The following is a 22,346-nucleotide window of genomic DNA, read 5'->3' as shown; positions in this document are numbered from 1 at the left end:
GCGGGCGGCTTCCCTCACGCCCTGACCGCCACCGACATGCGTCAGGCGTACGGCGCTCCGGAAGGCCGTCTGACCTACGTTGACGCGTTCAGTCTCCTTGGACCCGACGAGGATGCAGGTCAGTACGGAGGGGGCCCGTGCAGTGCGGGGGCGCATTGACGGCAACCCGCCAGCCGTCATGCGGAGTGTCCCGGTGTCAGGCAGACCGCCCCCGAGGCTGACTTACCGGCTAAATGAGCCTTTGCTCAGTTCGCGGCTAAGGCCGTCGGCGATGCGTCGTAGCTGGCCCAAGCCCCTGCCCGCTGACAGCTCGTGCACATTTGAAGTGAGGCCAACGATATGCGTGGTCGTGGGGCCCGGTACCAATGCTGCGCCGCACCACCAGCCGAGGCGGACCTCTTCCCATTCCACGGCCTCTCCTGTCTCGGCCGCGCTCCGCAGCCTGTCCAGATGCCTCTGCGGACTGGTGACGGTGTACGGCGTCAGCCGGGTGAGGCTCCAGCGGGGAACTTCTCCGGTCTCGTTCGCGCGCAGCGCCATCATGAGCTGTCCGGCGGCAGTCGCCGCGATTGTTTCCAACTTCATCTTCGGTGGCCATGAGGTACCCATGATCCTTACGTGATCCCGAGCGAATGCGGTGTCGAGCATGACCAGGCAATCGTCGCTGACAGCGCCGATCCAAGCGATCTGGCCGGTGCGTCGATGGAGTTCGTGGACGAAGGACGCCGCCAACTCCGCGCTGCCGAGCTGTCGCGCGGCCATGCCACCCAGTTCCGTCACCCGCAGGCCGATGCGGTATCCGCCCAGGTGGTGGTAGAGGACCCCGTGCGCAACGAGTTGATTGGCGATCCGGCGCACGGTGGGTTTCGGGATTCCGGTCTCCTCAGTCAGCTTGGACAGTGACATCGGCACCGGCGCGGATGCAACGGCGCCGAGGATCTCCATGGCCCGGCCTATAACAGTGTGGTCGTCCATTACGCCCCCTGTGGCTCCTCCTACGATGAAGCCCCGAAACGTATGGCCAGGGCCTGTACGAACAGAGTGACCGGCGGAGATCGTGTTTTCTAGACTTGCGTGTCACTGAGTGACCCAAGAAGGTGGACGGATTCCTTACCTGCGCGGGACCGTTGGCCGCATTCCAGGATTGACCGAACGCAGGAGGCCCTTCATGGATCCGAACCAGTTCATCTGGCAGAACCAGATGAACCACCAGGCCGCCGATACGCAGCGGCGCCACACGCAGCAGCACATGGCTGACGCCGCCCATCGAACCCACATGAACCACGTCAACCACGCCGTCCACCAGTCCAGCCGATCGCACGGCACTCCCCATCACTACAGCGGTGGCAGCGGATTCTTCGCCGGACTTTTCAAGCTGGCGCTGTTCATCGTTTTCATGTACGTCGCTTTCTTCTTCGTCCTGGCCCAATGACGGATTCTCATCCTGTGCCGTAGGATGATGACGACGGCACGAAAGGGCGCGTAACGAGGCGAGGCTCCTGGGTCGTTACGGAGGTGATCTCACTCCCCAACGCCACAACAGCAGGAGCCTCGTGAACTTCCGATGTCTGTTCCCCGGCCGCAGGGCCGAACCGCCTGTGCCCCGAGGCCCCCACGGCCCTCATCAGCAGGATTGGCGAGGCGGTCCAGATCATCCCCGGCGCTAGCCGCTGTCAAGGGCCAGGAGAGCGTGACCCGACAGCGATCCTTGTCGATCACGCGTGCGCCGGGAAGTTCGCGAATCCGGTCATCGGGGGTGCCAGCCGGGTAGACGGTGATGCGCGGGCCAGGCCCGCCACGGTGCTCCCGGTCCCATGTGCGCAGGTGCCCGGCGGTCTTGTCGGCGACTTCGGGGCCGTCCGGGCCGAGGGCGTGCACGCCGTATTCGAAGGACTGCTCGTCCTCGGTGAGCCGCACGGTGAGGTAGGCGAAGCTGGGTCCGTCCACGGCGGCCATGGAAAAGCGCTTGTTCCACGGGGCGACGATGCCGGTGTCGAGGTCCTTGTCCACGGACATGGTGCAGAAGCCCGGCAGCACGGTGACCATCATCGAACTGCAGAGCGATTTCATCGGTGCCGGTGACCAGCAAGAACTGGGAGTCACGCGCTCCGGAGCCCTGCATCGGCACGAAACCGCAGATCCGTACCGATGTGCTGACCAGTCGATCAGCCTCGCGTTGGAAGGCTACCGACCGCTGGAGCCCGCGAATCCGCAGCGGTACGACGAGGCGCCCGTCCTCCGTCAGGTGCTCGACCCACGCGGGCGGGATGTCCCACACCCCGACGGTCACCATGATCACGTCGTACGGGGCGTGAGCCGGAACGCCTTCCGCGGCGTCGGCGAGGACCACCCTCACGTCCGGGTAGCCAGCTTCCGCCAGCAGATAGGCAGCCCGATCGGTAACTTCGGGGTCGATGTCGACCGTTGTGACGTCGTCGGCGTCACCGACCAGCTCGGCCAGGTAGGCGGCGTTGAGGCCCCCGGAGCCGATCTCCAGTACCCGCATCCCTGGGCAAATTCCGGCCTGTTCCAGCACGAACGCCTGGATCTGCGGGGCGCTGACCGAGCTGACCGCATTCCCGTGCTCGTTCCGCTTAGTGATCACGGCGTTGTAGGTGTTGTACGCGTCCTCCAGGCTGGCCTCGGCGGCGAACTTGTGCCGTTCGACCTTCCGCATCGCGGCTTCGACTGCCTTGGAGATGATCTCGCCGCGTTCGATGAGTTCGTCGACGACCTTGCTGCGCAGCTGCGCAGCGCGCTCGGAGTCAGCGATCGCTTTGGGCACGGAGCGGTTTCTTTCCTGATCTGCAAGTGAGCTGTGCGGAGCGTGCGCGCCACCGCGTGCGCGGTGGCGCGCACCGTGTAGAACAGGCGCACTCGCTCGTTGATCACTCCAGCGCCTGGAGGTCCTCGAGGTAAGCGCAGGTTCCGCTGGCCGCAGCCTTGACCGTGGCCGTGAAGAGTGCCGCGTTTGTCGGGTCCATGAGCTTCACGCCGTCGTCAGGTGTGAACCAGTCCCAGCCCAGCAGTTCCCCGTCCGGCACCTGGATGCTGGCGTGCTGGTCGGGGTCCGTGTGGAGGGCGAAGACGAACAGCTCGTACGGGTCGGCGATGTACTTGTTGCCCCAGTGGCGGTCCGCGGTGAGGTGCTGGACGGCCAGCAGCCGACCGGGCTGGCCGTCGAGCCCGGTCTCCTCGCGGGCCTCGCGCACCGCGCACTGCCGGGGCGTCTCGCCGGGCTCCGCCTTGCCACCGGGGATCACCCAGTGGCCGGTCTTGGCGTGGTGGACGAGCAGGACGTGCCCGTCGCCTCGTTGGATGAACACGCCGGCGCCCACCAGGAAGTGGTCATCAGACGGCATCGGGCCTCAATTCCACGTGCGCCGCCGTGCCGGTTCGCTGTGCGTGGTGGACGGCCGCGAGCCGTTCCCAGCCCCGGGTGTCCAAGATCTTGGCCCACTCGTCCAGCGATTTCACCGCGAACTCGGCGTGCTCGTCGGGGTCCAGCGTGATGCGGTCGATGTCGCCGGCTGTGAGCTGGCCTCCGTCGAACGCGAAGCCGAGCTTGGCCACGGGCCACTTGCCTACCGGCTGCCAGAACACCGCGAGGACCTTCGGGCGACCGGTGAAGGTGATGCCGGTCTCCTTCCTGCACTCCCTGACCGCGGTCTCGAACGGTGCCTCGTTCACCTCGTCGGTGTTGCCGCCCGGCCACTGCCACAATTGCCCGTGCTCGGGAATGCTCGATCGCAGCTGCAACACCCGCCCAGCGGTGTCGGTGAAGAACATGCAGCCGAAGCTCGCGTGCATCGGCAGCTTCTTCACGTACTGCTCCGGCGGAATCCATGGATTCGCCAACGTGATCCCTCCCCGATGAGACGCTTGTCAGGCGCCCCGGTAGACGACGTGGAAGTGCAGGTGCTTCGATTCCTGGTACTCGCCGAGGTTCGTGGTCACCTGGGCAGCACCATGCTCCGCGGCCACCGCAGCGGCCACTTGCCGGACCACAGTCATCACTTCGGCAAGCAGCGCCGGACCTCCGTCGCCAAGATTGACGAGGGACGGCGTGTGCTGTTTCGGAACGACCACGATGTGCACCGGGTATGACGGCCGCGTGTGCTCGAAGGCGAGCACCGTGTCCGTCTCCGCGACCACAGTGACGGTCGTACGTCCGGACAGTGCCTCGTCACAGTAGAAGTCGCTCACCGCGCCACCACCTCGGGCAGCAGTTTGGCGGCCTCGGTGACTGTGCGGATGGTGTGCTGCGGGCGCGGGCCCGTAGGTGGGAGTGGCTGGCCGTCGGAGACCCACACGGTAGCCAGCCCTGTGGTGTGCGCGCCCGCCACGTCGTTCTCGAGACTGTCGCCGACCATCACCACATGCGGTCCGGGCTGGGCGCCGAGCCGGGCAAGGGCGTGACGGAAGATCCGCGCATCCGGCTTCCACACCTCCACGGCGTCGGAGATGACGACGGTGTCCACCAAGTCGTACAGCCCGGCTTGGTAGAGCTTGTTCGTCTGGTTGTCCACCAAGCCGTTGGTGACCACCCCCAGTCGCCAGCCCGCCTCCCGCAGGTGGGCGAGCATCGCGCACACCTGCGGGTCCGGCTCGACCAGCTCAGGCATCCGCCGCCGGTACTGGGAGTGCAGATCCGCCACCGCCAGCTGCACACCGAAGGTGGTCTTCACCAGCTCGAAGAATTCCACCCGGCGCGACGCATGCTCGGCGTCCGCGTTCAGGAGCCATTCCAGCGGCACATCGTGCTCGGTGGAGAACTCCGCTGCCCATTTCGCGAACAGCTCCCGGCGCGGGATCAGGGTGTCGTCGAGATCGAACAGGGCCACCCGGTCACGCATCGGCGGGCTCCTCTTCCCTCGGGGCGGGCACCTTCGCAGTCGCGTACTGGGCCGCTTCGATTTGGAGCAGTTTGCTGTGCGAGGGCGCGGTGGCGTAGGTGAAGGGCGGGCTGACGTCCGTGCCGTGGTGGCTGGCGGCGGTCAGGGCGACAGTCAGGCGTTCGCGTGGTCCCAGGTTTGCGGTTTCTGTGGCGTGGAGGGCGCCGAGGGCGAATTCGTTGCCACAGCCCACGGCCGCGTATCCGTCGGCGGGCTCGGCCACCTGATAGTCGCTGTAGACGATGAACAGGCGGCCGTAGATGCCGACGAGGAACGTCCCGCCCTGCTCCTGCTCGGACTCCTTACGCGCCCAGCCAGCCGTCTTCAGGCACGCGCGCAGCTTATTGACGAACTTCGTGGTCATGAAGCGGTCGAGGTCGCCTTTGGGAGTGGGCGCCTTGAAGGCGTGGTGCAGCAGCTGGCCCATGCGGAAGCTTCCACAAAACCCCATGGTGTAGGGGCCGTTGAGGAAAGTCTTGGGGTCCTTCCGGATGGTCATCTTGCATCCGGCGACACCGGCGGAATCCCCGCCGATGTGCACCTGGTCTTCGTGGATCAGGCCGACGATCACGGTCATGGCTTCCCCCTACGCTCGTGGCTCGTGGATGACGTGCAGGTGCTTCGGGTTCCGGCTCGCCTTCATCGGGTGACCGGCCCGTAGGCCGCGGCCGGCGCGCCCGTGACGAGCGCCCAGTAGCGGTCACGGTGCGACCAGTGCCACCACTCCGTCGGATAGGTCACGAACCCTGCGCCGGACATGGCGGCCGCGAGAACCTGGCGGCACGCTCGGTGCAGGGAGCTGATGTTCGCGGCGTCCGTGTAGCAGGCGCCCTCGCTCTCCTTCGGCGTGGAATTCGTTCGCGTCCCCAGATCCAGCTCCGCCCTGCTGGAGTCAGCGAGGGTGATGTCGACGGCTGCCCCGGCAGGGTGCGGGGCGACCTCGGGCGGCGAGACGTAGCGGCTGGCCGCCGAGTGGACCTGCTCGGCCGTCCACTGCGGGTTCTCCGCCCGCAGCTGCTCGGCGTACTCGGCGAAGTACTGCTCCTGGAGCTGGGGCGGCCGGTAACCCTCGACCAGCAGCAGCCGCAGCCCGTCAGGAAGCGCGGCCTGCGCGGACAGCAGCCGCTCGAGGACGTTCTTGCGCACGTGCGCGAAGTGCCCGGCCGCGTCCTGCCGGCTTTCGTTGACCAGCAGTCCGCTGCCGCGCGCGTCGACCAGTCGCTCGCCGCACTCGCGCACAGGTATCGCCGGGACCCTCGGGTCGGACATCAGGACGATCTCACTCATGCGACGTCTCCCGCGTAGAAGCTGTTCAGGCCGCCGGCCTGGGCGATGAGTCCGGGGAGGCTGGCCTGTACCGAGGGCGGCATGAACCGCAGACCGGTGAGTTTGTCCAGTGGGACCCACTCGGCGCCGGTCTGCACGTCGTCCGGCACGGTGGCGCCGAGCGTGGCCGGCTCCTCGACGACGTGGCACCAGAACAGGGCCACGACGCGGTGAACGTGCGGTGTGCTCGGGCTGCCCGGGTGGTTCCACGGGATGTGCTCGCGCAACTGGATCAGGGGCCCGGCGGTGACGTGAACGCCGGTTTCCTCGCGGACCTCGCGTTCGATGCAGGCGGCCAGCGTCTCACCGGGCTGTTGGCCGCCCCCGGGCAGCCAGTAGGTTCCGGGTTGCGGCCAGTCGCCCCGGCCGAGCAAGACATGGTCGTCGCGGACGACGAGGCCAGTCGTCGAGATCCTGATATAGCGGTCGTTCAAGGTTCCCCTCCTATCGGTCTTTGCTGAGTTCGTAGAGTTCCTGGAACAAGCCACCCCCGGTGACGAGCTGGTCGAAGGTGCCCTGTTCGGTGACCCGGCCGCGCTCCATCACGACGATCCGGTCCGCGATCCGCGTGTTGTCGAGCCAGTGGGTCACCACGACGGTGATGCGGTCAGCCGCGATCTTCTTGAGCTCGGTGAAAATCGCGTGTTCCCCTCGGGCGTCCATCTCCGAGGTGGGTTCGTCGAGGACCAAGACGGCTGGCTGCCGGTACAGCGCTCGCGCGCAGGCGAGCCGCTGCCACTGCCCGCCGGAAAGGGTGACGCCGCCGAACAGCTCGCGGGCGAGGAGCGTGTCGAGCTGCTGGGGAAGTTCTTGGACGACGTCGACCATGCCGACCTGCTCGAGGGTTTCCCAGACGGCTTCGTCGTCGAAGGTGCGGGGCTGGCCCAGGGTGACGTTCTCACGCACGGACAGCGGCCAGCAGGCGAAGCTCTGCGGCACCACCGCGGTCCGCTCCGCCACTTCGGTCACATCGGCGGCGGCGAGGTCGGTGCCGTCCCAGGTGACGCGTCCCTTGTCCGCCTCCGTCAAACCGAGCAACAGCCGCACGAGCGTGGACTTGCCCGAGCCGTTCTCGCCGACCAGCGCCACGACCTCCCCGCGCCGCAGCGTCAGCGACAGATCGTCCACGGCCGGGGAGGTCTTGTTCGGGTAGGAGAACGTCACCTTCTCCACCCGCACCGTCTCCACCACCGGCGGCACCGGAGCACCGCCATCGCGCGGGGCCAGCCGCTTGGCGTCGGCGATGAACAGCGCCCAGTCGCCGAGGTAGAGGCTGTTCTGGAACATGCCGACGGTGGTCTGGAGCAGATCCCGCATGTTCCCCAGCGCGGCGCGCACCGCGACGATGACGGTCGCGGAGACCGCCAGGGAGACGCGGCCCGAGACGGTCAGCCACAGCAGCACCCCGTACGCGCCGACGAGGCACAGCCCGCTCGCGGCGTAGGACAGGAGGCTGACCCGCAGCTGCCGGGGAACGTCGGCGAGGATCCGCGCGGTGACGACCTGCCCCATCCGCTCATACCAGAACCGCAGGTAGGCGATCATCGTGTTGCCGCGGATCTCGTCGCCGAAGTGGATGTTGGTGGCGTAGCCGCGCATCATCGACATCACGGTGCGCCCGGCCGCGTTGACCACGTGGGTCCGGTATTCGATCTTCGCCCGGAGCACTGTGCCCACGCCCGACGGCAGGACCGCGAGCACCAGGACGCCGAGCATCAGCGGGTGCAGTCCGGCCAGCACCCCGCCGGCTGCCACCAGCCGCACGAGCGACCCGAGGAAGGTCTGCGTATCGGTGACCATCCGGTCGTAGCGCACAGCCCCGGCCTGGGCGCGGTCGTGGTCCTGCTTGAACTGCGGGTTGTGGAACGTGGCGAGCTTGACCGTGAGCACGGCGTTCACCAGCGCGTTGTCGGCCGACAGGTACAGCTTCGGCCGCAGCCGTTGCTCTGCCCACTGCCCGAACGCGTGCGCGCCCCGCGAGAGGGCCGCCGCGATCCCGCCGACGACGAACCACGGCAGTGCCTGGTGGACGCGCTCGCCGACGCTGCCCATGCCGACGAGCGGCACCATCGCCTTCGCCGTCACCGCCAGCGCCACCGCAGCGCTCGCCCCGGCAGCGACCTCGGCCAGCAGCAGCACGATCGCCGCCGTGCGGTCCAGCTTCCATGCCCTGCGCGCGACCTGCCCGAACAGGCGCGGGATCCTCGCGCGCAGCCGCAGGAACCCGCCCTCCTCCAGCGCGTTCCGCGCGCCCGTGCCCTTGTAGCTGATCAGTCCCGGTTCCGGCATCGGCGGCCTGCCCCGCGTCCGGGCCGGTTTTTCCCCTTGTACACCCTCCATGAAGCGTCTCCTCTCCCCTTGGGCGAAAAAGCCCTGATCAAAGACACCCGGTGCCCAACGAAGGCACTCAACAGCGGGTCACGACTCAAGCGAGACCAACCCATAGACCTCCTGCGGACGCCGTCGACCATTCACGGATGCGACTCCTCCCCCGCACGGATGATCACGCTGGAAACCAACCCGCGAACAATCCCTACAAACTGCCGTAAAGCGTCTCCTTGAAGGGCAGGCGCTCCGCTAGCCTTGCCGCCCATCCTCGAAGGACCGGGAAGAAGAGGATCATGTCTGTTCTTATTGCCGGGGGAGCCGGTTACATCGGGAGTACCGTGGCGTCGGCCTGCCTGGACCAGGGGATGACCCCGGTGATCCTCGACAGCCTTGTCCGAGGCCGCAGGGAGTTCACCGGTGACCGGATCTTCTACGAGGGCGACATCTCCGACGGGGCACTGGTCGACCGGATCTTCTCCGAGCACCCGGACATCTCCGCGGTGGTGCACTGCGCGGCGTTGATCGTGGTGCCGGAGTCCGTCGAGGACCCGATCGGCTACTACGAGGCGAACGTCGCCAAGAGCCTGGCCTTCGTCGGCCATCTCCGCCGGAACGGCTGTGACCGCCTCATCTTCAGTTCCTCGGGCTCCATCTACCAGGCCGACGACGGCTCCCCTGTCGACGAAGACTCTCCGCTCGCACCTCAGAGCCCTTACTCGCGCACCAAAGCTGTGTGCGAGCGGATGTTCGCGGACATCGCCGCGGCCCGCCAGATGCGCGTGCTGTCGCTGCGTTACTTCAACCCCGTCGGGGCCGATCCCAAGATGAGGACCGGGCTTCAGCTCAAACGGCCCAGCCACGCCCTGGGCAAGATGATCCAGGCGCACAGGGAGGGCACGGCCTTCCCCGTCACCGGGACCGACTACCCCACGCGGGACGGGACGGGAATCCGGGACTACGTGCACGTCTGGGACCTGGCCGCGGCCCACGTGACGGCGATCGGCCGCTTCGACTCCCTGCTCACTGAGTCGGAGCCGTCGATGGCGATCAACCTGGGCACGGGCTCGGGTACCACCGTGCGGGAGCTGTGCGCCGCCTTCAACCAGGTCGTCGACACGCCGCTCGCCACGGTCGATGTGGAGCCGCGGCCCGGTGACGTCGCCGGCGGCTACACCAAGAGCGACCGGGCCCAGAGGCTTCTGGGGTGGGTGCCGCAGCTCTCCTTGGAGGAGGGGATCCGGTCCTCCCTGGACTGGATCCCGGTGCGCGACGCGATGCTGAAGGACTGACCGCTCGTTCGTCATCGCTTCTTCGGTCCTCCTTCTTCCGGGGCGGGAAGCAGACGGGCTTCCAGGTCGAGGAGGTGCTGCATGGCGGGAGCCAGCCATGCAGTACTCCACCGGTGGTCGGCAGGCGCATCCCGGTAGGCGAGATGCGGGATGCCGGCCGCTTCGAGTAGCTGGCGGCCGGCGGTCCAGTCGGCTTCCAGGGTGCCGATTCCTCCCAGGGCGGTCCGGCGGGCGCTGCGCAGGGCGTACGCGTGCTTGCGTAGGTTGCGGCGCACGTCGTACTCGCCCAGGCGCGCGGCGCTGCCGGCGACGTCCACGAGTTGCGGGTGCGGGGGCCGGTCGCTGAGGAGCGACGCGTCCCAGACGCTGGCGATAGCGAAGAGGCCGGGGTGCCGGGCCAGCAGATTGAGGGCTGCGAAGCCGCCCTTGCTGAACCCCAGTAGGTGTACTGGCGGCCGGGCCTGCCCGCCGAGGGCGGCGAGGACAGTCGGCACGACCACGCGGACGAGGTGGTCCTCCTGCTGGCAGTCGGCCCGGGTGGCGTGGTTGACCAGCCAGGGTGACTCGCTGAAGGTCGGCGCGGCGAAGGCGGTTCCCTCGCGAAGGTCCGCGGGAAGCCGTGCGATCTCGTCGAGGCTGTGGCCGTACTTGCGCCCGTCGTCCTTCTCGACGGGCAGGGCGAGCACGATCCTGCGCACGGGCTGCTCGGGCCAGATCACGGTGACCTGGGTGCCGGGCCGCTGGAACGGGCTCTCCAGGGGAATCCGAGTCCCCGAGGGGAAGGTGGTGGCGTCGAGGAGGTTGATCCGGCCGTATGGGTAGGCCGTGCGTTCAGGCACGGAGGGTGGCGACGGCATCGTGGTAGGTCTCCCAGTTGTCGCAGTTGAACCGGAGCTCGGCCGGCAGGAGAGGCACGGCTCGGAGTTCGTTGCCTGCGCTGATCCAGCGCCGCACCGCGTCGATGAGGTAGAGCTCGCCGTTGGGGCGCGGCGGGCATGCGCGCAGGGCCTCGAAGACGAAGGTCCCCAGGACCCAGCGGGCAGCGCAGGCGTGCACCCACCGGGCACCAGTGTGGTCCAGGGATTCTCTGCCGAAGGTGACGTCGTACGGACCGGGGTCCGTCCTGGGCGGGGCCGCCGGGCCCAGGATTGTCTCGTGCGGGGGGACGCTGCCCGCGGGGAACAGCCGGGTCAGAACTGAGCAGTCCGCCGTGCCGCCGTGAACGAGCCGCTGGAGCGGTGTCTCCCCTTCGGTGCCGGCGCGGATCAGGTTGTCGCCGAAGGCGAGGGCGAACGACTGTTCCTGGGTCCATGTCTCAGCGTCGAGGACGGGCGCCCCAGGGCCGGTGCCGTCGTCCTGTACCCGGTAGGAGAAGTCCATGCCGTACGCCGCGCCGCTGCCGAAGTAGGCCGGGATCTGGCTCTTGCGTGAGGAGATGACGAAGAGGACGTCGGTGATGTCGGCCGCGCGCAGTTCGTGGACGAGGTGTTCCAGGACCGGCGTCCGTGCGACGGGCAGCATCTCCTTGGGGATGATGCGGGTGATGGGGGCCATCTTGGTCCCGGCCCCGCCGGCGGCCACGACCGCCCGGGTGATCGTGTGCGTCATGGGTTCTCCCTCCCATCAGGCGCTCGGCTGGCCAGCCAGTGGAGCCAGGCGCCGTAGACGTCGCAGTGGGCCACGACATCGGATCGGCTCATGCCACCGTCGTGGCTGGCCATGATCATGCGGGGGGTGTTGTGGCCGAAGTGGCCGATGGAGATTTCGTGGAGCGGGCGGTGCTGGCTCAGGCTGGCGAGGGTTTCGACGAGGCGTTCCCGGCCGCCGGGCGAGCCGAAGATCTGGTAGATCGACCACGAGAAGACGAAGACCAGGTGCCGGTCGGGCGGAGTCTCGGTGACGGCGTCGGCAAGGTGGTCCTCGGCGCGGCCGGCCAGGATCGTCGGCGGGGTGCGGGCAGCTAGCGTCAGGGCCCTGTTCAGCGTGTGCATCCGCGTGGTCTGCTCGGGCCAGGTGAGACTGACCAGCCACTCGGTGGCCTCGCGGTCGGTGATGTCCACCGGGTTGAGCTCGACCCCGACCGGCCGGACGAACCGTGCGACGTCCAGGGACAACGGCGGCGTCCCGCCCTTGATCTCGCAGGACAGCACCGTGTCCGGGTCGCTGGCAGGCAGGCTGATCCGGTGGCCGCCGTAGTCGTAGGTGTAGCGGTCCCAGAGCAGGTTCAGGCCGGCGCTGGCGCCCACGTCCACGATCCTGATCAGGCGGCTGTCGTCGAGCTGCTGCTGGAGCGCGGCGAAGGCGGGGAGCAGGAGGGCGCACCTGCCCACCTCGTTGGTCTGGACGGAGCGGGTGGAGATGATCCGGCGGATCTCTTCGGCGTGGCGTCGGCAGAAGTCGGTGAGCAGGACGTCGGCGCGGGCCTCGGGCAGTTCCTCGGGGCCGGTGAAGTAGGCGGCCAGCGGGTGCCGGGAGCCGCGGCGGATGATGTGGTGGATGGCCCCGAGCAGCATGTTGGGTGCGGGCTGTCCCGGCTGGGTGTCGGCCGCGAGGTCGAGGAGCTCGGGGGTACGGGCGACCGTGCGGGACAGGGTCTCGTACAGCGGGGACTTGCCCGCCGCCTGCTGGATGGCGAACCGCTCGAAGACGTCCGCGAGATTTGCGTGCTCGGTCACGGAGGTCTCCTCAGAGGATCTCGTAGCCGGAGTCGGCGAGTTGCTGAACGGCGCCGAGACTCTGGCCCCGGCGGGCCCACCACTTCTCGGTCTCGGCGCTCATGGCGGCCTGGGTCTTGGCGATCACGGCCGCGGCCTGAGCGCGGGGGACGATCACGGTGCCGTCCTCGTCGCCGACCACGACATCCCCAGGGGTGACGCGGACGCCGTCGATGTCCACGGGGACGTTGACCGCGCCGTCCTCCCGGCCGGCGGGGTAGTCGTAGTTGAGCGGGGTGGTGCCGCGGGCGACCGTTGGGAACGCGATGCGGCGCAGCTCGGCGACGTCGCGGACCATGCCGTCGACCAGGACGCCGGTGATGCCCCGGCTCTGCATGTGCGCGGCGGTCACGCCCCCGAAGCAGGCCCGTTCCTTGCTGCCGCCGGCCGCGACTACGACGATGTCGCCGGGCTGCGCGAGGTCGATCGCCGCGCGGCGCACGGTCACATCCGGGCCGAGGGCTGTGACGGCGCTGCCGCACAGGACCAGGCCGGGAGTCTGGAGCTTCAGGCAGTACGAGAGGGTGCCGGTCTTGCCGAGGGCGTCGACGATCGCCGCGACCGGAAGACGGGACAGGGCGCTGATCTGGCTGCGCGTCGGGCGGCTGATCTCGGTGTGGATCTCGCGAACGGACACGTTACGGCCTTCCTTCTAGAGGAACTGAGGGCGTGGACAGTTCTCGACGCGGAGCGAGGTCCTGCGCCATGAGGTCACGCGGCGACAGCGCGGCCGCTTCGGGCGGCGCGGCGTCGGCCGCGAGCGCTGCCCGGGTGGTTCGGCAGACCATGTGGGCGATCGACTGCACCAGGCAGGCCATGCCGAAGTCGTCCACCGGTGGCACCCTGTAGCTGCGCTGTCCCGCTGTGGCGAGAGGATGACCGTCCCGGTGCAGAAGAAAGATGTGCGCGCCCGTCTGGAAGGCGGCGTCGGCGGCCTGCCGGATCGTCCTGCCGTCCGAGTCGTAGGCGAGGAGGAAGACCACGTCCCCGGGCGAGGCGGAGGCCAGCTGGTAGCGGACTCCATGCGCCGGGTCGGGGTGGTCGTTGTAGATCGCGCTCATGTCGGCGAGCGAGGGGGCGGATACGACGACCGGGGGCCGGACTCCTGCGACCCCCAGCGGCGCGTCCCAGTGGAGGTTGTGCGCGAAGTGCTCCGCGGCCAAGGCGAGGGGGCCGCCGTCGGGACACAACACGTAGAGCGCCCGCCTGTGGCGGATCACGTTGGTGACGGCCTGCGTGGCTGCCGCGACCCATCCGCCCAGACGCTGAGGGGCCATCGCGGCGAGAGCGTGCAGGTGCTGCTCGACCGGCAGCAGCACGCGTTCAGGCTCCTCGGTTGCGGCGGCCGCCAGCGTCAACGCGGTCAGTATGGCGTCCTCGCTGACCTGCTGGTCGGTGGTGCCGGTGGCCCAGACCATGCCGTCCACCGGCCCGAGCTGGTCCCCGCTTCCGCCCACCACAGCCAGCACGGGCACCTGGTGGTCTCGGCAGAGCCCGACCGTCTCGGTGATGTTCGCCGACATGCCGCTCACACTGGCGACGATGACCAGGTCCACGTCACCGATCTCGTCGGCGAGTGCCCGGCGAAACACCGTCCGGTAGGAGTCCCGCTGAGCCAAGTACGCCATGGCCGCTGGGCTCACCATCGACGCGTTCACGTCCAACCCGGCATGGCCGGCGCGAAGCTGCGCGAGAGCCGACCGGATGATGGCCGAGCTGCCGCCGTTGCCGAACCCGCGCACCCGACCGCGCTCGGCGACCGCCTTCCTCATCAGCGCGACTGCGGCATCGCCGCTCTCCAACATCCGGCGGACAGCGGTGCCCACCTCCGCCATGTACGTGTGGGCGAAGGCCCCGTACGCAGAAGACGACACGGCAGATCACACCCTTCCATCATGTCGATCAAGGTCAAGCAGTACGCACCCACGGGGCGACCGCCTGCGGGAACTCGTCAGCGAACGTGCGGTAGTGGTCCACGGGCCATCCGAGAGCCGCGCGGAGGTCCAGGCAGTCGAGACGGCAGTCGGCAGGCCGGTCACCGGATGCCGCGCCGGCCTTGATGTGGTCGGGCGCGATGCCGAAGTGCTGGGCGATCATCAGCCCCATCCGGTACTTCGTGAACCCGTGCTCGGCGCTCCAGTGGGCGACGGAGCCGAGGTACTGGCCCTTGGACTGGGCCGCGAGCCAGCGGCAGACCTCCGCCGCCTCGTCCACATGGGTCGGGTAGCGCACGCAGACGTCGTCCAGCTCGGCCGGCTCACCGGAGCCGACCTGGCGGGCGATCTGGGTCAGGTTCGTCTCGGCCGCGTACTCGACGGGCCCGTACAGCACTGGAAGCCGCAGGATCACGGCCTCGGGGCAGGCCCTGCGCACTGCATCCTCGGCGAGGAGTTTCCACTGGCCGTATGCAGTCATCGGGTTCCGCCGTGCATCAACCCGGTAGGGAGGTGCGGTCCCGTCGAAGACGTAGTCGCTGGATATGTGGAGCAGGCTCGCGCCGTGCTGGCGGGCAGCCTCCGCGATCAGCCGGGCCGCTTCGACATTCAGCTCGTGGGCCCGCACCGGCGCGTTCGCCCAGGCCTCGGGCCGCCGCTCGCCGACGCAGTTGATGACGACGTCCGGCTCGAAGCGGCTCAGTGCGTTCAGGACGTCGTCGGTCGATGTCGCGTCGACCGTGACCAGCCCCTGGCCCTTCCTGCGGAAGCTGGTGCCCGTCACCTTCCAGTCCTCGAAGGCCCGCATCATCGAACGTCCGAGGAGCCCGGATGCACCGAAGACCATTGCCCGCACAATTCACCCCCAAGAAGTCCTGGCCGTTGGCTTCTTCGTCGACTGCTCCCTGCCGTAGGTTCAGCCGCCTTGCCACGTCGCGGAAGCGGATCTGGTCGAGGTCTCAACTCTGTTGAGGAACCCGCAAGTTCGTTGCGTGCGCCCTGCCGCGGGCTGCGTGGCGCGGCTACCGTTGACGCGCCGTTCCCGCGAGGAGGCACCGTGAGCGTCCATCCCATGACCGCTCCGTTCGGCCTCGATCTCGGCGCGCTCATGCGCAGCCGCCGGGGCGCCCGACGGCCGAAGATGACCCAGGAGGCTCTGGCAGGCGTCCTGGGCTACTCGAAATCGTGGGTCTGCCGTGTCGAAGGCGGACAGATCGTCCCCCAGATCGAAACGCTGCTGCATATCGCAGCCGTGCTCGACATCCCACCTGATGAACTGATCAATGCGGCTCACCCGCCGGAGCGAGAGCGGGTACGTGATAAGGAAAGGCCCGGTTTCGTGGCCCCGGCGACGGCTACGGTGACCACGGGGGACGTCGAGGGCCAGCAGGAGGACGAAGTGCGGCGCAGGGGTTTTCTCAATGGGGCAATCGGGATCGGGGCCGCCGTGGTCACTGGCACCCCCGCCGCTGCGGCCGACCGGCCAGCGGCCGATCCTGGCACGTGGCTGGAGAAGGCGCTGTTCGCGCCGTCCTCCACCGGCCCTGTGCCTCTCGGCCAGCTGGAACGAGCACTGCGGCAAGCACGCGAGGACTTCCGGCGAGCCCGTTACGACACCCTCGGTGCCGAACTGCCGGTGCTCCTCGCCGCAGCCGACGCCACCCGCCAGGAACTGATCGGCCACACCGGAGAGCAAGCCTGCGAACTGGCGGCCTACGCCTACAGCCTCGCGGGCGAACTGGCCGTCAAGCAGCGCTCCGAGGTGGTCTGGGTCGCCTCCGACCGCGCCCTCGCCGCCGCCCGCGCCTCTGGACAGCCTGCTCCGCTGGGTGAGGCGACCCGCATGCTGTCGGTCGCCATGCGGCACGCCGGGCGCCACCGCCAGGCCGTGGACTTGCTCATGCAGACCGGCCGGCAACTGGTCGACGACCCTACCTCGCAGGCCCGAGCCGTCCGTGCTGCGATGTTGCTGACGTGCGCCTACACCGCTGCCCACTACGGCGACCGAACCGCCGCACTCGACATGGTGGACGAAGCCCAGGAGATCGGCGCGCGCATCCACTACGGGCCCAGCCTGAAGAAGGTCACCATCCAGGCCACCCGCGAGCAGTGCGAGACCTTCCGCCTCGGCGTCTTCAACAAGCTCGGTGTCCCCGACGAAGGCGTTGCCGTGGTCAGCCGGGTCAACCCCGGCAACTTCCCGACCGCCGAGCGCAGGGCCCGCTTCCACACGGACGCGGCCCGCATGTGGCACCAGCTCGGCAACCACGAACGCACCTTCGCTTCGCTTCGCGCGATCGAACGCGAGGCCCCCGAAGAGGTCCGGCGACCGTCGGTGAAAGCCCTCACTGCGGACCTGCTGTACTCCTCGACGAACCTGCCGGGGATGCGGGAGTTCGCGGCGCGCACGGGTGTCCACGGCTAATCACCTCTCAGCGGTCAACAACTGGTCGGGAACGGCTATGGGTGCCGTCGTTGAAGAGTTCGTCAGCCGGATTTGGGCATGCTCGACCCCATCCCCACGCGTGGGGCCGAGCGATCCGCCACTGGCTGGGCAATGCGGCCGTGATGGTTACCGGTGCCCCGGGAAATCCCCGACCAGTGGCAGACGGTTGGCCCACTCTGATCACCGAAAGAGGAGACCGCTCGCCTTGCGGCGCTGCTTCCTGTGTTTCAGGTGACGAGAGCGGGAGTTCGTGGGGTGCTCGTGTTGCGCAGGCGGTACGTCAGGGCACGCTGGGACATCCACGGGCCATGCGGCGAGCACGTATCGGCCCGTGTGGTCGGTTGTGGCCAGAACGAACGGCTCCCCGCCACGCAGCTGGTCGTACGCCGCCTGACGAGAGCAATCGTCGTTCGCCCAGTTGCGTAACTCGGTCGGCACATCCCCGAGTTGGGCAGTCGTTGCGCATTCGACCAGGCGAAGAGAACCGCGGAGAGGCGACGCGGCGTCCGGTGCGGGATCGAGCCCGTCAGCGACACGCAGCGCCTGGCCGTGAAGCCACCGCAGCGTCCGTCCGACAAACGGTGTCTGGAAGTTTCCCAGGGCCACCCGTGCCCCCTCGTCCTTACCGTAGACCGGGCCTTCCGCGATCACCTCGCACCAGTACCCCCGTGTGGGGTCCGCCGCGCCGCTCACGATCACTCCGATGCCTGATCCACGGGCGGGTGCGGGCGGGCGTCTCTTCCGAGGTTCGGGGCCTCCGGCCGCTCTCCCCCCTCGGTGTGCCACTGCTCGGCGCCCTCGTCGGCGACGGCCAGGCCGAGGAGCTGCCGGGCCGCACGGGCGGACTCCTCCGCCCACTGCCGCGCGCACTCCGGGTACTGGTGGGCGTCCGGCGGCTCGTACTGCAACCGGCGCCCGACCGACGCCACCAGCTCCGGGTGCGCCCCGGCGGCGACCGGGATAAGCAGCCCCAAGTGGCCTTTGAGGCGCTTGATGGCCTTCGCGAGGTCGTCCGAGCCGAGCCCAGGACCGGACACGGGGTCGAGGACGCTGTCGATGGTCGCCTGGATCGGGCCGGCGTCGAGCGCGGTCTTGTGGTCGTCATCGACGAGCCGCAGCCCGGAGGGTGCGAACGCTTCGGCTACGGAGGCGTGGAGGCGCTGTTGAAGCGTCGGGCGCTCCGGCTTCGGCGACAAGGGCATGGCGGTGCCAGGGAAGACGGGCATGGGGAGCTCCTGGACGAGCGGTGAAGGGGGCTGCTGCGGCGGTCCGCCGCTCTTCTCCGTCGGGGGACGACGAGCCGCCGCGCACTGATCACCGGATGAGCGCGATCGCGATGCGCATCACTTTGGCTCAGGCAGCATGCCGATTTTCCTATCGAGTTGGCAACCTTGCTGACTCAACTCGCCAAGACAATAAGCTTGTTCTATTGCCTTGAACCCCCAATTGGCTTCATGCTGCCCCCAGCAAGCCAATGTGAAGGCCCAACTGCAAGGCAAAGAAACCCTGTTGCGCGGCCAACCATCCCCGCAGGGTCAGCGCAACACCCCATCGCGACCTCGCCAGCGCACAGGAAGGCAAATCGGGAGAATGCCGACAGTGCTACCAGTCCCCACCCTACGAAGGCGCCGACTCGGCGAAGCCCTGCGACGCTTCCGCAAGGGAGCCGGCATGAGCGGCGACCAGGTCACCGACATCATGGGCTGGGACCGCAGCAAGCTCTCGAAAATCGAGAACGCCAAGGCACACATCAAGCCCACCGAGGCATCCAAGCTGCTCGGCATGTACGGCGTGGACTCGCCCGACGTCCTCATGGCCATCGAGGCCCTGGCCAGAGACGCCAGCAAGAGAGGCTGGTGGCAGACCTACGGCGATGTCGTCGCCGCCAACTACAAGGACTACCTGTCGCTGGAGTCGGACGCCGACAGCACGCGCATCTACTCCCCGAACCTGATCCCCGGCCTGCTCCAGACCGGCGCCTACGCCAGGGAGATCATTACCGCTACTGCCTTCAACCGCACACCGGACGAGGTGAACGCACTCGCGGAGGTCCGCAAGGCGCGCCAGGCTGTACTGACCGCGCGCACCGGCAGGTCACCGCTCAGCTTCTGGGCCGTCATTCACGAAGCTGTACTGCACCAGCGCTTCGCGTCCCAGCCGATGCTCATGCGGGAACAGCTCCGGCACCTGCTGGACGTGACCGGCCTGCCCAACGTCACCGTTCAGATCATGCCGCTGTCGATGGCCCCCAACCCCGGGATGATGGGCCTCTTCGAGATCGTACGGTTCCCGCACCCCTGGCCCACCGTGATCAATCTCGAAAACATGCAAGGAGGCACATTCGTCGAAGGCACCGACGAAGTGGCGGACTTCGAGACAGCCTTCGATCGCATCCTTGCCACCGCACTTCCCGTAGATGACTCACGGGAGACCATTAAGAAGATTATGGAGAAGGACGACTAGACATGAATCGCAAGGAAGACCTGTACGCCGTCGACCTGACCGGCGCCACGTGGCGCAAGTCGTCGCGCAGCAACGGCGGTAACCAGTGCGTTGAGGTCACCGACCTGCCCGGGCTCGGCCTCGCCGTCCGAGACTCCAAGGACCCGGACAGGGGCGACCTGCGCTACTACAGCCAAGGGTGGGAAGCGTTCTGCGCCAGCGTCATCAACGGCACTCTGTAACCGCCCAGGTGGGTATCATCACCGAGTGAACGCGGGACCACCCCACGCGAATTGGGGTGGTCCCGCATCCGTGTATCCGGACCGCAGCAGTGTAGGCATTCGGCCTCCCGCAACGGCAGTACGCCGCTACTATCCCGCCCATGCCGACCGTCCGTCGCGCGATACCCGATGACGCCCCCGAACTCGTCCGACTCCGCCGCGTCATGCTCGACGCCACCCACGGCGAACCCACCCCGGACGGGGACTGGCTGAAGCAGTGCGAGAACACGCTGGTCTCCATGCTCAAGACCGACCACTTCGCCATGTTCGTCCTCGACGCCCCCGACGCCGTCGGCAGACTGGCCTCGTGTGCGGGCGCCGGGCTCTCCCCACGACTGCCCGGCCACCGCTCCACGGCCCTGTGGCACGGGGAGATCCACCAGGTCGCCACCGACCCTGCATACCGTCGCCGTGGCTACGCCCGCCGCGTCCCCCGGGCCGCCCGTGACTGGCTCGCCGCCCAGGGTTGCTCCTCGGCCGCCCTCACCGCCACCGAGTCCGGCATCGGCCTGTACGAGGAGCTCGGGTTCCGGCCGATCCCCTACCAGCGCATGGTGTGGCGCCCGGAGCGGACAGGCAGCCGATAGACTCACCGGCCATCCGGTACCGGATACCCGTCCGCCGCGGTCACAGGCACCCACCAGCACCACTGGCACCTGGAGACCGCCGTGACCACCTCTACCCCGCTGCTGCTCGTCGACGGCCACAACCTGCTCTACAGGGCGTGGTACGGCTTCCCGGCCCGCATCCAGGCCCGCAGTGCGCCGCGTGACCTGACGGGCGTCTTCGGGTTCGCCGCGCTCCTGCGCAAGGCGCACCTCGCTCATGCCTCCGGATCCGAGATCTTCGTGGTCTTCGACGCGGAGAATGGCTCCGCTGCCCGCGCCGACGAGGACGCCGCTTACAAGGCCCACCGGCCAGCGCCGGAGCCCGGGCTGATCGAATCGCTGGCGGACATCAGACGGGTCCTGGACCTAGCCTCGGTCCGCTGGATCGAGCAGGACGGCTGCGAGGGCGACGACGTGATCGCCACCCTGACTGCCACTGCCCGCACCGAAGATCGTGCCGTGGACATCATGAGCGTCGACAAGGACTTCTACCAGCTGCTCGCCGACCCGCGAGTCCGCGTACTCAACACCATGCTCGCCGAGAGCCGCCGCCTCATCGACGGCGACGCGGTGCACGCCTGCTTTCAGGTCACCGCCGACCAGTGGCCCGACTACCGGGCGCTGACCGGAGACGAGTCCGACAATATCGCCGGCATCCGCGGCATCGGACCCACGACCGCCGCTCGGCTCTTGGCCAGTGGACGCCGCCTTGAACACATCCCCCACCAGCAGATCCGCCCTGCCTGGCGTGCGCAGTGGGACGATGCCGTGCGTTGGCGGGAGATGATCCGCCTGGACAGCAAGGTCGAGCTTCCCGAGGGCTTGCTGACCGGCCAGCCGACCGTTGCGATGCCACGTGTTGCCGAGCTACTCGAGATCCTGGACCTGTGGTGACAGCACCGGTCCAGAGGAATCCTCCTCCGGGCCGGTGCAAGAACTGCGAACTGCTGTCGGCGAGTTGCCGATCCCACTACCGTACGGGCGATGACGACCCAGCAGCCTGCCGATGGCTTCTATCTCCGTAACGCCGCCTCCGGCCTCGTCGTCCGCGACGGCCTCGTGCTTCTGGCGCGCGGGACCTGGCCCGACCCGAACGTGGAGAACTACTGGCTGCCCGGCGGCGGGCAGCAGCCTGGCGAGACCTTGGCCGCCTGCGCCGAGCGCGAAGTCCTTGAGGAAACCGGGGTCCGCGTCACGGCCGGCCAGATGCTCCTGCTGCGCGAGCACATTCCTGGGAACCACCCCGAGAGCAACATCCCACCGGAGACTGGCCACCACCGCGTCGAGGCCGTCTTCTGGTGCGAGATCCTGCACGAACCCGCCGCCCTCGGCGGCACCAACCACGACGACGACCAGACCGGCATCGAATGGGTCCCGCTCGACAAGGTGGCCAGCCTGTCGATGATCCCCCCATTCCTGCAACGGCTGCTCCCCGGGCTCGCCGTCCAGGCCGCAGCGGGGATGGCGCACGCCTTCTACGCCGGGGACGTCGAGTGACAACCCAGCAGTCCACGAAGCACCGTTCAGCACCCTTTGGGACCGACAATAGCCGTCTGGTCATCCTGCGGGGCAACTCTGCATCCGGTAGACCTCTGTCGCCGCCGAGCTGCGCAACCAGTACGGGCGCGGCATCGCCCTCGTCGGCCAGGACAACCTCCGCCGTATCGTGCTGCGGGAGCGCGATACGCCCGACGGCGCCAACATCGGCTTGATCAACATCACCGCCCGCTACGCGATCGAGCACGGCTTCCACGTCGTCCTCGAAGGCATCTTGTACGCCGCGCACTACGGGGAGATGATCGAGGCGCTGCGCCGCGACCACCGGGGGCACACCTACCTGTACTACCTGGACATCCCGTTCGAGGAAACCGTGCGCTGGCATGCCACCAAGCCGCAGGCCGACGAGTACGGCGAGGCGGAGATGCGGGACTGGTACCGGCCCCGCGACCTGCTGCCCAGTGGGCTGGAGACCGTGATCCCCGCAACGAGCTCCCTGGCAGAAACAGCACATCAGGTGATGCTGGAATCCGGGCTGGCCGCGGACAGCGCCCGCGTCGCCGCCCACGCGCTCCGGGACGAGTAC

The 22,346-nt window shown here is 68.3% G+C and carries 24 protein-coding genes and 2 pseudogenes; 9 read left to right on the top strand and 17 right to left on the bottom strand.

Annotation, left to right across the window (positions count from 1 at the left end; all coding sequences use genetic code 11):
• Positions 1–222: 222 nt before the first annotated feature.
• A complete protein-coding gene (locus DXZ73_RS02045) occupies positions 223–945 on the bottom strand; it encodes an IclR family transcriptional regulator (RefSeq protein ID WP_162889964.1) in 723 nt (240 codons plus the stop codon).
• A gap of 223 nt (positions 946–1,168) precedes the next feature.
• Between DXZ73_RS02045 and DXZ73_RS02040 the strand changes: the two genes are divergently transcribed.
• The gene (locus DXZ73_RS02040; protein WP_116209330.1) at positions 1,169–1,432 is read left to right on the top strand and encodes a hypothetical protein; all 264 of its coding nucleotides are present in this window, start codon (positions 1,169–1,171) and stop codon (positions 1,430–1,432) included.
• Between the two features lie 239 nt (positions 1,433–1,671).
• On the opposite strand, the pseudogene fxlM reads toward DXZ73_RS02040, so the two are convergent.
• The 9 genes and pseudogenes from fxlM to DXZ73_RS01995 form a co-directional block, all read right to left on the bottom strand.
• Positions 1,672–2,785, bottom strand: a pseudogene (gene fxlM / locus DXZ73_RS02035) (methyltransferase, FxLD system); the annotation flags it as partial.
• Between the two features lie 103 nt (positions 2,786–2,888).
• Positions 2,889–3,362 carry an NUDIX domain-containing protein gene (locus tag DXZ73_RS02030; RefSeq protein ID WP_116209329.1) on the bottom strand — a complete coding sequence of 158 codons (474 nt, stop codon included), beginning with the start codon at positions 3,360–3,362 and terminating at the stop codon, positions 2,889–2,891.
• On the bottom strand, positions 3,352–3,825 hold the full coding sequence (locus DXZ73_RS02025; protein WP_240351087.1) for an NUDIX domain-containing protein: 474 nt from the start codon (positions 3,823–3,825) through the stop codon (positions 3,352–3,354). The genes DXZ73_RS02030 and DXZ73_RS02025 overlap by 11 nt, the downstream gene beginning before the upstream one ends.
• A 60-nt stretch (positions 3,826–3,885) precedes the next feature.
• Entirely contained in the window at positions 3,886–4,206 is a 321-nt protein-coding gene (locus DXZ73_RS02020; RefSeq protein WP_116209327.1) for an HIT domain-containing protein, read from the bottom strand.
• Positions 4,203–4,856, bottom strand: coding sequence for an HAD family hydrolase (locus DXZ73_RS02015; RefSeq protein ID WP_116209326.1), 654 nt, complete (start codon positions 4,854–4,856; stop codon positions 4,203–4,205). Before DXZ73_RS02015 ends, DXZ73_RS02020 begins: the two co-directional genes overlap by 4 nt.
• Entirely contained in the window at positions 4,849–5,472 is a 624-nt protein-coding gene (locus DXZ73_RS02010) for a hypothetical protein (protein ID WP_240351085.1), read from the bottom strand. The genes DXZ73_RS02015 and DXZ73_RS02010 overlap by 8 nt, the downstream gene beginning before the upstream one ends.
• 62 nt (positions 5,473–5,534) lie before the next feature.
• Positions 5,535–6,182, bottom strand: coding sequence for a M15 family metallopeptidase (locus DXZ73_RS02005; protein WP_116209325.1), 648 nt, complete (start codon positions 6,180–6,182; stop codon positions 5,535–5,537).
• Complete coding sequence (locus DXZ73_RS02000) at positions 6,179–6,655, bottom strand: NUDIX domain-containing protein (RefSeq protein WP_162889963.1); 477 nt, start codon at positions 6,653–6,655, stop codon at positions 6,179–6,181. The genes DXZ73_RS02005 and DXZ73_RS02000 overlap by 4 nt, the downstream gene beginning before the upstream one ends.
• Before the next feature lie 10 nt (positions 6,656–6,665).
• Positions 6,666–8,510, bottom strand: coding sequence for an ABC transporter ATP-binding protein (locus DXZ73_RS01995; RefSeq protein WP_240351083.1), 1,845 nt, complete (start codon positions 8,508–8,510; stop codon positions 6,666–6,668).
• A 332-nt stretch (positions 8,511–8,842) separates the two neighbouring features.
• Between DXZ73_RS01995 and galE the strand changes: the two genes are divergently transcribed.
• Positions 8,843–9,838, top strand: coding sequence for a UDP-glucose 4-epimerase GalE (gene galE / locus DXZ73_RS01990; RefSeq protein WP_116209322.1), 996 nt, complete (start codon positions 8,843–8,845; stop codon positions 9,836–9,838).
• 11 nt (positions 9,839–9,849) lie between these two features.
• On the opposite strand, the gene DXZ73_RS01985 is transcribed toward galE, so the two are convergent.
• Genes DXZ73_RS01985 through DXZ73_RS01960 form a run of 6 tightly spaced genes read right to left on the bottom strand, consistent with a single transcriptional unit; the run spans position 9,850 to position 15,333 of the window.
• Positions 9,850–10,677: a hypothetical protein gene (locus DXZ73_RS01985; RefSeq protein ID WP_162889962.1), complete on the bottom strand. Its 828-nt coding sequence runs from the start codon at positions 10,675–10,677 to the stop codon at positions 9,850–9,852.
• Positions 10,670–11,446 carry a sugar phosphate nucleotidyltransferase gene (locus DXZ73_RS01980; protein WP_116209320.1) on the bottom strand — a complete coding sequence of 259 codons (777 nt, stop codon included), beginning with the start codon at positions 11,444–11,446 and terminating at the stop codon, positions 10,670–10,672. The genes DXZ73_RS01985 and DXZ73_RS01980 overlap by 8 nt, the downstream gene beginning before the upstream one ends.
• Positions 11,443–12,513, bottom strand: coding sequence for a DUF2332 domain-containing protein (locus DXZ73_RS01975; protein WP_116209319.1), 1,071 nt, complete (start codon positions 12,511–12,513; stop codon positions 11,443–11,445). The genes DXZ73_RS01980 and DXZ73_RS01975 overlap by 4 nt, the downstream gene beginning before the upstream one ends.
• A gap of 10 nt (positions 12,514–12,523) precedes the next feature.
• Positions 12,524–13,189, bottom strand: a complete 666-nt coding sequence (locus DXZ73_RS01970; RefSeq protein WP_116209318.1) for an RraA family protein — start codon at positions 13,187–13,189, stop codon at positions 12,524–12,526.
• A 1-nt stretch (position 13,190) separates the two neighbouring features.
• Entirely contained in the window at positions 13,191–14,426 is a 1,236-nt protein-coding gene (locus DXZ73_RS01965) for an SIS domain-containing protein (protein WP_116209317.1), read from the bottom strand.
• Positions 14,427–14,460: 34 nt separating this feature from the next.
• Positions 14,461–15,333 carry a dTDP-4-dehydrorhamnose reductase family protein gene (locus DXZ73_RS01960; protein ID WP_116209316.1) on the bottom strand — a complete coding sequence of 291 codons (873 nt, stop codon included), beginning with the start codon at positions 15,331–15,333 and terminating at the stop codon, positions 14,461–14,463.
• A 210-nt stretch (positions 15,334–15,543) separates the two neighbouring features.
• Between DXZ73_RS01960 and DXZ73_RS01955 the strand changes: the two genes are divergently transcribed.
• Positions 15,544–16,911, top strand: a complete 1,368-nt coding sequence (locus DXZ73_RS01955) for a helix-turn-helix domain-containing protein (protein ID WP_240351082.1) — start codon at positions 15,544–15,546, stop codon at positions 16,909–16,911.
• A 716-nt stretch (positions 16,912–17,627) separates the two neighbouring features.
• Here the strand turns inward: DXZ73_RS01955 and DXZ73_RS01950 are convergent.
• Positions 17,628–18,158, bottom strand: coding sequence for a hypothetical protein (locus DXZ73_RS01950; protein ID WP_116209315.1), 531 nt, complete (start codon positions 18,156–18,158; stop codon positions 17,628–17,630).
• Between the two features lie 364 nt (positions 18,159–18,522).
• Between DXZ73_RS01950 and DXZ73_RS01945 the strand changes: the two genes are divergently transcribed.
• From DXZ73_RS01945 to DXZ73_RS01920, 6 genes and pseudogenes are all read left to right on the top strand, one after another.
• The gene (locus tag DXZ73_RS01945) at positions 18,523–19,395 is read left to right on the top strand and encodes a helix-turn-helix domain-containing protein (RefSeq protein WP_116209314.1); all 873 of its coding nucleotides are present in this window, start codon (positions 18,523–18,525) and stop codon (positions 19,393–19,395) included.
• 2 nt (positions 19,396–19,397) lie between these two features.
• On the top strand, positions 19,398–19,616 hold the full coding sequence (locus DXZ73_RS01940; protein ID WP_116209313.1) for a DUF397 domain-containing protein: 219 nt from the start codon (positions 19,398–19,400) through the stop codon (positions 19,614–19,616).
• Positions 19,617–19,756: 140 nt separating this feature from the next.
• Positions 19,757–20,242: a GNAT family N-acetyltransferase gene (locus tag DXZ73_RS01935; protein ID WP_116209312.1), complete on the top strand. Its 486-nt coding sequence runs from the start codon at positions 19,757–19,759 to the stop codon at positions 20,240–20,242.
• Positions 20,243–20,323: 81 nt separating this feature from the next.
• Complete coding sequence (locus tag DXZ73_RS01930; protein ID WP_116209311.1) at positions 20,324–21,157, top strand: 5'-3' exonuclease; 834 nt, start codon at positions 20,324–20,326, stop codon at positions 21,155–21,157.
• Between the two features lie 90 nt (positions 21,158–21,247).
• Positions 21,248–21,760, top strand: coding sequence for an NUDIX domain-containing protein (locus tag DXZ73_RS01925; RefSeq protein WP_116209310.1), 513 nt, complete (start codon positions 21,248–21,250; stop codon positions 21,758–21,760).
• Positions 21,757–22,301, top strand: a pseudogene (locus DXZ73_RS01920) (kinase); the annotation flags it as partial. The gene DXZ73_RS01925 and the pseudogene DXZ73_RS01920, both read left to right, overlap by 4 nt.
• Positions 22,302–22,346: the final 45 nt, after the last annotated feature.

It is taken from the genome of Streptoverticillium olivoreticuli subsp. olivoreticuli (genome assembly GCF_003391135.1).
GTDB classification, from domain to species: Bacteria; Actinomycetota; Actinomycetes; order Streptomycetales; family Streptomycetaceae; genus Streptomyces; species Streptomyces blastmyceticus.
The sequence above is the reverse complement of the archived record's forward strand: the minus strand, read 5'-3'. Positions and strand labels throughout refer to the sequence as shown.

Excerpts from the sequence above, each read along its gene's own strand:
- DXZ73_RS02015 (WP_116209326.1), bottom strand. The coding sequence starts at position 4,856 with ATGCGTGACCGGGTGGCCCTGTTCGATCTCGACGACACCCTGATCCCG.
- DXZ73_RS02040 (WP_116209330.1), top strand. The coding sequence starts at position 1,169 with ATGGATCCGAACCAGTTCATCTGGCAGAACCAGATGAACCACCAGGCC.
- DXZ73_RS02030 (WP_116209329.1), bottom strand. The coding sequence starts at position 3,362 with ATGCCGTCTGATGACCACTTCCTGGTGGGCGCCGGCGTGTTCATCCAA.
- DXZ73_RS01950 (WP_116209315.1), bottom strand. The coding sequence starts at position 18,158 with ATGCCCGTCTTCCCTGGCACCGCCATGCCCTTGTCGCCGAAGCCGGAG.
- DXZ73_RS02010 (WP_240351085.1), bottom strand. The coding sequence starts at position 5,472 with ATGACCGTGATCGTCGGCCTGATCCACGAAGACCAGGTGCACATCGGC.
- DXZ73_RS01935 (WP_116209312.1), top strand. The coding sequence starts at position 19,757 with ATGCCGACCGTCCGTCGCGCGATACCCGATGACGCCCCCGAACTCGTC.
- DXZ73_RS01980 (WP_116209320.1), bottom strand. The coding sequence starts at position 11,446 with ATGACGCACACGATCACCCGGGCGGTCGTGGCCGCCGGCGGGGCCGGG.
- DXZ73_RS02005 (WP_116209325.1), bottom strand. The coding sequence starts at position 6,182 with ATGAGTGAGATCGTCCTGATGTCCGACCCGAGGGTCCCGGCGATACCT.
- DXZ73_RS01925 (WP_116209310.1), top strand. The coding sequence starts at position 21,248 with ATGACGACCCAGCAGCCTGCCGATGGCTTCTATCTCCGTAACGCCGCC.
- DXZ73_RS02045 (WP_162889964.1), bottom strand. The coding sequence starts at position 945 with ATGGAGATCCTCGGCGCCGTTGCATCCGCGCCGGTGCCGATGTCACTG.
- galE (WP_116209322.1), top strand. The coding sequence starts at position 8,843 with ATGTCTGTTCTTATTGCCGGGGGAGCCGGTTACATCGGGAGTACCGTG.
- DXZ73_RS01995 (WP_240351083.1), bottom strand. The coding sequence starts at position 8,510 with ATGCCGGAACCGGGACTGATCAGCTACAAGGGCACGGGCGCGCGGAAC.
- DXZ73_RS01940 (WP_116209313.1), top strand. The coding sequence starts at position 19,398 with ATGAATCGCAAGGAAGACCTGTACGCCGTCGACCTGACCGGCGCCACG.
- DXZ73_RS01945 (WP_116209314.1), top strand. The coding sequence starts at position 18,523 with ATGCCGACAGTGCTACCAGTCCCCACCCTACGAAGGCGCCGACTCGGC.
- DXZ73_RS01960 (WP_116209316.1), bottom strand. The coding sequence starts at position 15,333 with ATGGTCTTCGGTGCATCCGGGCTCCTCGGACGTTCGATGATGCGGGCC.